Here is a 6,548-nt window from a genome sequence, read left to right as displayed (position 1 = left end):
CGAGGTCCTGGTAGCCGCGGGGTCAGTGCCCGCGGGCCACGCCATCACCTCCGAGGACGTACGGACGACGTCCGTCGCGGGCGACGTGCGCGCCATCCGCGCCAGCGACCTGGCTAGCGTCCTCGGCCAGAGCACAGCCGTCGGGCTGGTCCCTGGGCAGTTGCTCAACCGGGACATGCTGACGACGGCAACGGTCCCCGCGCCCGACCAAGCCATGATCGGCCTGTCGTTGGCTCCGGGTCAGTTCCCGGCCGACGGGCTCGCCGTGGGCGATCAGGTCCTGGCCGTGATGATTCCTTCCGCCGTCGGAGCCGAGGGCGACACCTCGCTCACGGCGCGGGCGCTGACGACCGCTCAGGTGTTCGGTCTGCGCGCGGATCCGAGCAGCGGCGCAGACACGCTCGTGACGCTGGTGGTTCCGCTAAACATGGCGAACCAGGTGCTCGCTCAGAGCGCGGTGGGGCGGATCGGTCTGGTGAAGGTCACTTCGGGCGCACCGGCAACGGATTCGGCTCCAGCTCCGAGCCGGACGGCCGCCTCGTGACCGTCATCGCGATGTTCTCCGACAAGGGCAGTCCCGGGGTCACCACGCTCGCACTCGCTCTTGCCGCAACCTGGCCCCGCGCGGTCACGATCGCCGAATGCGACCCCGCCGGTGGCGACCTCGCCCTCCGGCTCACGGATGCGGGCGGACGTCCCCGGCTGCCGGCGGACTCGGGCTTGCTCGCACTGGCTGGTGCGGTCCGGCGCACCGCGACTCCGGACCTCGACGACCATGCCTGCGCTGTTGATGGCTGGCCGAACATCGCGGTCCTCACCGGCCTCACGACGCCCGAACAGGGCGCCGGCATCGGCGACCTGTGGCCCGCGATCGCCGTCGCCCTGACCAGCCCGGGCCGGGGGGACGTGATCGCGGACCTTGGTCGCCTCCATCCCGGTAGCCCCGCCCACTCGGTCGCTGCCGCCGCAGACGTCCTGGTCGGGGTCACCCGCGGCGACGCTGTGGGTGTGCTGCGACTTCGCGACCGACTGCGGCACCTGCTCGACGTTCTGCCCGAGACGGTGCCCGAGAACGAGCGGGCACCCCGCCGGGTCGCCGTCGTCCTCATCGTCGACGACCGCCACGGTGCCGAAGCGGTGTCCTCGATGCGCGCGGTGCTGGCGCAGGCCCAGATCCCGGCCACGGTCATCGGCTACCTCGCGCGAGATGCCAGGGCGCTGGAGGAACTCCATCACGGTCACTCAGGACCGCGCCTGGAACGGAGTCTGCTCCTGCGTAGCGCGCGTTCGCTGGTCACTGGGCTGACTGAGCTGACGGGCGATCAGTGGGGGCAGGGCGAGCCCGCGACGGTGGCGGCAATGGTGGCGGTGGCGGGGAGTGTTCCTCGCCGTCGTCTCGCGGACCTGGTGCGTTCGCGATGACGGCTACGGGATTCGCCCTCGACCATTCCGTGGTGCGGCGCCTGCAGGGTGAGGTCGCCGAGCATCTCTCCGTCAGCCGCCGAGCTGCCCGCGAAGCAGGGCGGCCGCTGCCCGCCGGCGAGGACGAACGGCAACAGGCTCGAGCAGTGATCGCCACCGTGGTAGCTGACGAAGTGTCGCGCACCATGGCGGCCGGGGAGCAGCCGCCTTCGGCGGAGGACGAGTTCGCGCTCGCCGAAGCTGTGTTCGCGCGGCTCTTTGGCGCGGGTCGCCTCCAGGTGCTGCTCGATGACCCTCTCATCGAGAACGTCGACATCAACGGCTGCGACGAGGTGTTCGTCTCTTACGCCGACGGCCGGCGCGCGCGGGTCGGGGCCGTGGCGGCCAACGACGCGGAGCTGGTCGAGCAGGTGCAACTCCTCGCCGCCTACGCCGGGCTGTCCGCCCGCGCCTTCGACGACGCCAACCCGGAACTCGATCTGCGCCTGCCGGACGGGACTCGACTCTCGGCCGTCCGGCGGGTCACCGCGCGCCCGGCGGTGTCACTGCGCCGGCACCGCTATCCGAAGGTGTTCCTGTCCGACCTGGTCGGCAACGGCACCCTGACTGCTGAGCTTGCTGAATTCCTGTCGGCCGTCGTGCGAGCACGTCGCAACGTCATGATCGCCGGTGAGACCGACGCCGGTAAGACCACTCTGCTCCGCGCCCTGGCTAACGAGATCGACCCGAGCGAACGCATCTGCACGGTGGAGAACAGCCTCGAACTCGGGCTGCGTGCCCATCCCGACCTGCACCCGGACGTCGTCGAACTCGAAGCCGCCCCCGCGAACAGCGAAGGCGTCGGAGGGGTCGGCATGGCGCAGCTCGTGCGCCGTACGTTGCGGATGAACCCCGACCGGGTGATCGTCGGGGAGGTTCTGGGTCCCGAGGTCGTCACGATGCTCAACGCCATGAGCCAGGGCAATGACGGGTCTTTGTCCACCATTCATGCCCGTACCCCGCGCGGGGTATTCGACCGGATCGCCACCTACGCCCGACAAGCTGAGGAACGCCTCGACATCGACGCGACCCACCAACTCATCGCCGGCGGCGAAGGCGGCACCGGAGCCTTGGACTTCGTCGTGTTCTGCCGCAAGACCCGGACCCCGACCGTTGAGGACGGGACAGCTGGGCTGCGTCGCCTCGTCTCCTCCGTCCTGGAGATCAACGGCTACGACCAGCGGGTGCAGGCCAGCGAGATCTACACCCCCGGGTCCGACGGACGGGCGGTGCGCAACCACGGCGTCCCCATCGACGCTCTGGCCGACCTCATCGCGGCCGGCTACGAGCCCGACTACACGCCCGACACACGTCCGTATACCTGACTCGCATATCTGATTGCTCATCAGCCGTCGGCAAGGGAGGGGAGCCCATGCAGCCGGACACCTTGGCCGCCATCGCCGTATTCGCAGGCCTCGGCGGCGCGGTGTGGATGTTGATCCTCGCCTGCCGCGGCCCGGTCGGGTCTGGCCAACCCGACGTGCGCGCCGTCCGGGCGAGACTGACGCCGCGGGCCGTGGCAGCGGTCGGTGTCGGGCTCACGGTCGCGGTACTGACTCGCTGGCCGGTCGCCGCCGCAGGCCTCGCCGTTCTGGTCTGGGTTTGGCCCCGGCTCGTGGTCGGAGGCAACGCCGGGGAGGCAGCGATCGGTCGCCTCGAAGCGCTCGCCGGTTGGACCGAGGGGCTCAAGGACACGATCGCCGGTGCGGTTGGGCTGGAGGAGGCGATTCCCGCCACCGCTCGGGCAACCGCCACACCGATCCGCCCCGCGGTGGATCGACTGGTCGAACGACTGCAGTCTCGCGAATCATTGCCGCTCGCGCTCCACCACTTCGCCGACGACCTCGACGACCCGTCCGCTGACCTCATCGTCGCCGCCCTCATCCTCAACGCCCGCCTGCGAGGACCGGGACTGCGCGCGACCTTGGAAGCGCTGGCGAACTCCGCCCGCGACGAACTCGACCTGCGCCGTCGAGTCGAGGCCGGCCGCCGCGCCCTGCGCACCGGGGTCCGCATCATCGTCGGCGTCACCGTGGGATTCGTCGCCGCGCTGATCGCCCTCGACTCGGCCTACCTCGACCCCTACGACAGCATGGCCGGCCAGCTCGTGCTGCTCCTGGTCGCCGCAATCTTCGCCGCCGCGTTCGGATGGCTCCGGTCGCTTGGCGACACCGAGCGACCGCAGCGCCTGCTCACCGGGCCGCTCCCGGCCGAAGGGGCATACCGATGACCGCCGCCATCGTCGTCTTCGCTGGACTGGGCGCAGCCCTCACTGCGCTGATCGCCCTGCTGGTTCCACAGCGTCTGGGCCTGCTCGTCGCGGTCGGACGCCTCGACGCCGCACGCACCGCCCCCGCGGCCGCGCGCACCGCCCCCGCGCGTGATGACACCGGGCACTTGTCCCGGCAGGCCCAGCTCGGGCTCATGACCCGAGCACGGTTGGGCCACCTCGTCCGGCCGGGCCGTACCCCCCACGGCCCGGCCGGACAACGCGACGCCGACCTGGCCGTGACCGGCATCGCCGAGGAGCTCCTCATCGGCCGCATGGTGCTGACCGGGCTCGCGGGCTTCTGTTTCCTGCCCGCTCTGGCGCTCGTCCTCGCACCGGTCGGGTTCGGCCTGCCGGCCACGGTCCTGGTCATCGGGACACCAGCGCTCGGTGCCGGATTCGCTTGGCTACCGCGGGTCGCGCTGCGCCGCGCGGCCGAGGTGCGTCGCCGCGAGTTCCGCCGCGCACTGTCGTGCTATCTCGACCTCGTCGCGATGAGCTTGGCCGGCGGACGCGGCGCCCCCCAGGCCCTGCCGGAGGCGGCGGCCCTGTCCGACGGCTGGGCGTTCCGGATGATCGCCGACGCTCTCGCCACCGCCCGCCTATCCGGGACCGGTCCGTGGCGGGGGCTTGGCGAACTGGGGGACCGGATCGGGGTCGCCGAGCTCCGTGAGCTCGCGGGTGCCCTCGCTCTTGTCGGCGATCACGGCGCGCGCGTGCGCGACACCCTCACCGCCCGGGCCGCCACATTGCGCCGCCGCGCACTCACCGACGCCGAAGGGCAAGCGGCGCAGGCCGACCAGGCCATGCGGATCGCTCAGGTGCTGCTGGCCTTCGGCTTCCTGATCCTTGTCGCCTACCCCGCGCTCGCCGCGGTACTGGCGCTGTGACCGCCATGACCCAACCCACTCGCGACCCACATGCCGCTCACCCCCAGTCCCGCCCGACGCAGTCCGAACCGATTGAAGGAGCACACAATGCCCGAACTGCAGTTCCTGACCGCCTGGTGGACGATTCTGAGGGAACGTCAGCAACGCGACATCGCCGACGATCGCGGCGACATCGTCCAGTACGTCGTGATCACCGCCGCATTGGCGCTCGCGGCGGTCGCGATCGTCGCCATCATCGTCACCAAACTCACGACCAAGGCCAAGGGTCTGCAAACCGAGTAACCCGTAGCGGCCCGCAGAGGCGACCGGGCGGTCGCAGCGCGACAGTTCGGGATGATGCCGGAACGAGCAGCATCGAGCTGGTCATCACCATGCCCGCGCTTCTGCTGATCGTGCTCGCGATCCTGCAGTTCGGGATCTGGGCGCACGCCCAGCACGTGGCGCAGGCTGCGGCCCGCGACGGCGCCGAAGCCGCCCGCGCCTACGGCGGCACGGACCAAGCGGCCCGGGACCGCGCCACCACCAGCCTCGACCGACTCGGCCCGACCATCCTGCGTGATCCGAACGTCGACATCGCCCGGACGGAGGAGGAGGTCACGGTCACTGTCACAGGAAACGCGACCTCGATTCTCGGACTGTTCTCCTTCCCGGTGAGCGAGCGGGTCCGCGGCCCGGTCGAACGGTTCGTGCCGGACGGAGCCGCGCGGTGACGCCCCGGACCGGCGACACCTCCGTCGTTCACGTTGAACGTGATTCGGACGAGGGCTCGATCGCAGTCGAACTCGTCATCCTGACCCCGCTCCTTCTCGTCCTCCTGCTGTTCGTCGTCGGGCTCGGCCGCATCGCCCACGCCAGCGGCGAAGTCGACGCAGCGGCTGCGGACGCGGCACGGACGGCCTCCTTGCTCCGTGCACCGCTCGCCGCCCAAGAAGCGGGAGAGCAGGCCGCACGCGCACACCTCGATGGAGGGTCTTGCCGAACCCTGGACGTCGACATCGACACCACGCAACTGCGCCCCGGCGGCCTGGTTACCGCGACCGTGCGGTGCACCGCGGCTCTGGCCCGGCTCGGCCTGGCCGGGTTCCCCGGCGCGCGCACGTTCACTGCCACGGTCAGTGTTCCCATCGATGCTTATCGGGGGCTGTGATGAGCTCGCTCGCGGACCGACTCGCGGACCGATTTGGTCGCATTCGAAGCGACCGCTCGGACGAGGGCAGCATCACCCCGTTCGTCGTCGTGATCACGGCCGCGTTGCTCGCCATGGCCGGTTTGGTCATCGACGGTGGATACGCGCTGGCCGCCCACCAGGACGCCACGGCAACGGCGGAACAGGCCGCCCGGGCCGGCGCTGACGCCCTCGCCCGCGACGACGCGCAACGGGGTGGTCCGCTGCGGCTGAACCCCACCGCGGCCCGCGCGGCGGCCGAGCGGTATCTCGCCACGACCGGGCACAGCGGTAGCGCAACCGTCGTCGGCCAGACCGTGACGGTCAGCGTCACGGTCACCCGCACGACCGCGATCCTCTCCGCGTTCGGCATCGACACCCTCAGCGCCAGTGCGACCGCATCGGCCCGCGGGGTCACCGGCATCGACCACGAAGAAGACCTGAAGCCCATCGCAGCAGGCAAGGACTCCCGATGAACCGACCCCGCCCGACGAGTACGCGACATGTCGCGACCGGTGGCCCCGCTGACCGCGCCCCGATCGCACGCGGACTCGCCGCCGCCGGCCTCCTGCTCGCGCTCGTCCTCGCTCCTCCGACCGCTCTGCTGCTGGCGGTCGGGAACCCGATGCCGGATCAGGCCGTGATCAACGGGCGCCTGACCGACGCCGCGGTCATCGGGATGCTCGCCGCCGTCGTCTGGGTCGCCTGGTTGCAACTCATGCTCGCCGTCGTCGTCGAAACGTTCGCCGCCGTGCGCCGGGCG

The 6,548-nt window shown here is 71.0% G+C and carries 10 protein-coding genes; all 10 read left to right on the top strand.

Going from position 1 to position 6,548, the window contains the following annotated elements; translation table 11 throughout:
• Window positions 1-544: SAF domain-containing protein (locus SPOPO_RS32145; protein ID WP_156870312.1), on the top strand; the 544-nt coding region annotated here is incomplete at its 5' end.
• Window positions 541-1,422, top strand: a complete 882-nt coding sequence (locus tag SPOPO_RS26820; protein ID WP_019872960.1) for a hypothetical protein — start codon at window positions 541-543, stop codon at window positions 1,420-1,422. The genes SPOPO_RS32145 and SPOPO_RS26820, both read left to right, overlap by 4 nt.
• The gene (locus SPOPO_RS0101190; protein ID WP_028984416.1) at window positions 1,419-2,786 is read left to right on the top strand and encodes an ATPase, T2SS/T4P/T4SS family; all 1,368 of its coding nucleotides are present in this window, start codon (window positions 1,419-1,421) and stop codon (window positions 2,784-2,786) included. Before SPOPO_RS26820 ends, SPOPO_RS0101190 begins: the two co-directional genes overlap by 4 nt.
• 47 nt (window positions 2,787-2,833) lie before the next feature.
• Window positions 2,834-3,691 (top strand): type II secretion system F family protein, encoded by an 858-nt coding sequence (locus SPOPO_RS0101185; RefSeq protein WP_019872958.1) that lies wholly within the window; start codon window positions 2,834-2,836, stop codon window positions 3,689-3,691.
• Window positions 3,688-4,620, top strand: coding sequence for a type II secretion system F family protein (locus SPOPO_RS0101180; protein WP_019872957.1), 933 nt, complete (start codon window positions 3,688-3,690; stop codon window positions 4,618-4,620). Before SPOPO_RS0101185 ends, SPOPO_RS0101180 begins: the two co-directional genes overlap by 4 nt.
• Before the next feature lie 87 nt (window positions 4,621-4,707).
• Entirely contained in the window at window positions 4,708-4,902 is a 195-nt protein-coding gene (locus SPOPO_RS33410; RefSeq protein ID WP_019872956.1) for a hypothetical protein, read from the top strand.
• 71 nt (window positions 4,903-4,973) lie between these two features.
• Entirely contained in the window at window positions 4,974-5,330 is a 357-nt protein-coding gene (locus SPOPO_RS26815) for a TadE/TadG family type IV pilus assembly protein (RefSeq protein ID WP_033385322.1), read from the top strand.
• Window positions 5,327-5,767: a TadE/TadG family type IV pilus assembly protein gene (locus tag SPOPO_RS26810; protein ID WP_019872954.1), complete on the top strand. Its 441-nt coding sequence runs from the start codon at window positions 5,327-5,329 to the stop codon at window positions 5,765-5,767. The genes SPOPO_RS26815 and SPOPO_RS26810 overlap by 4 nt, the downstream gene beginning before the upstream one ends.
• On the top strand, window positions 5,767-6,261 hold the full coding sequence (locus SPOPO_RS26805) for a pilus assembly protein TadG-related protein (protein ID WP_019872953.1): 495 nt from the start codon (window positions 5,767-5,769) through the stop codon (window positions 6,259-6,261). The genes SPOPO_RS26810 and SPOPO_RS26805 overlap by 1 nt, the downstream gene beginning before the upstream one ends.
• A partial coding sequence (locus tag SPOPO_RS34635; RefSeq protein WP_028984414.1) for a hypothetical protein occupies window positions 6,258-6,548 on the top strand: 291 nt, incomplete at its 3' end. The genes SPOPO_RS26805 and SPOPO_RS34635, both read left to right, overlap by 4 nt.

Origin of the sequence: Sporichthya polymorpha DSM 43042 (assembly GCF_000384115.1) — a bacterium.
Taxonomy (GTDB): domain Bacteria; phylum Actinomycetota; class Actinomycetes; order Sporichthyales; family Sporichthyaceae; genus Sporichthya; species Sporichthya polymorpha.
The sequence above is the reverse complement of the archived record's forward strand: the minus strand, read 5'-3'. Positions and strand labels throughout refer to the sequence as shown.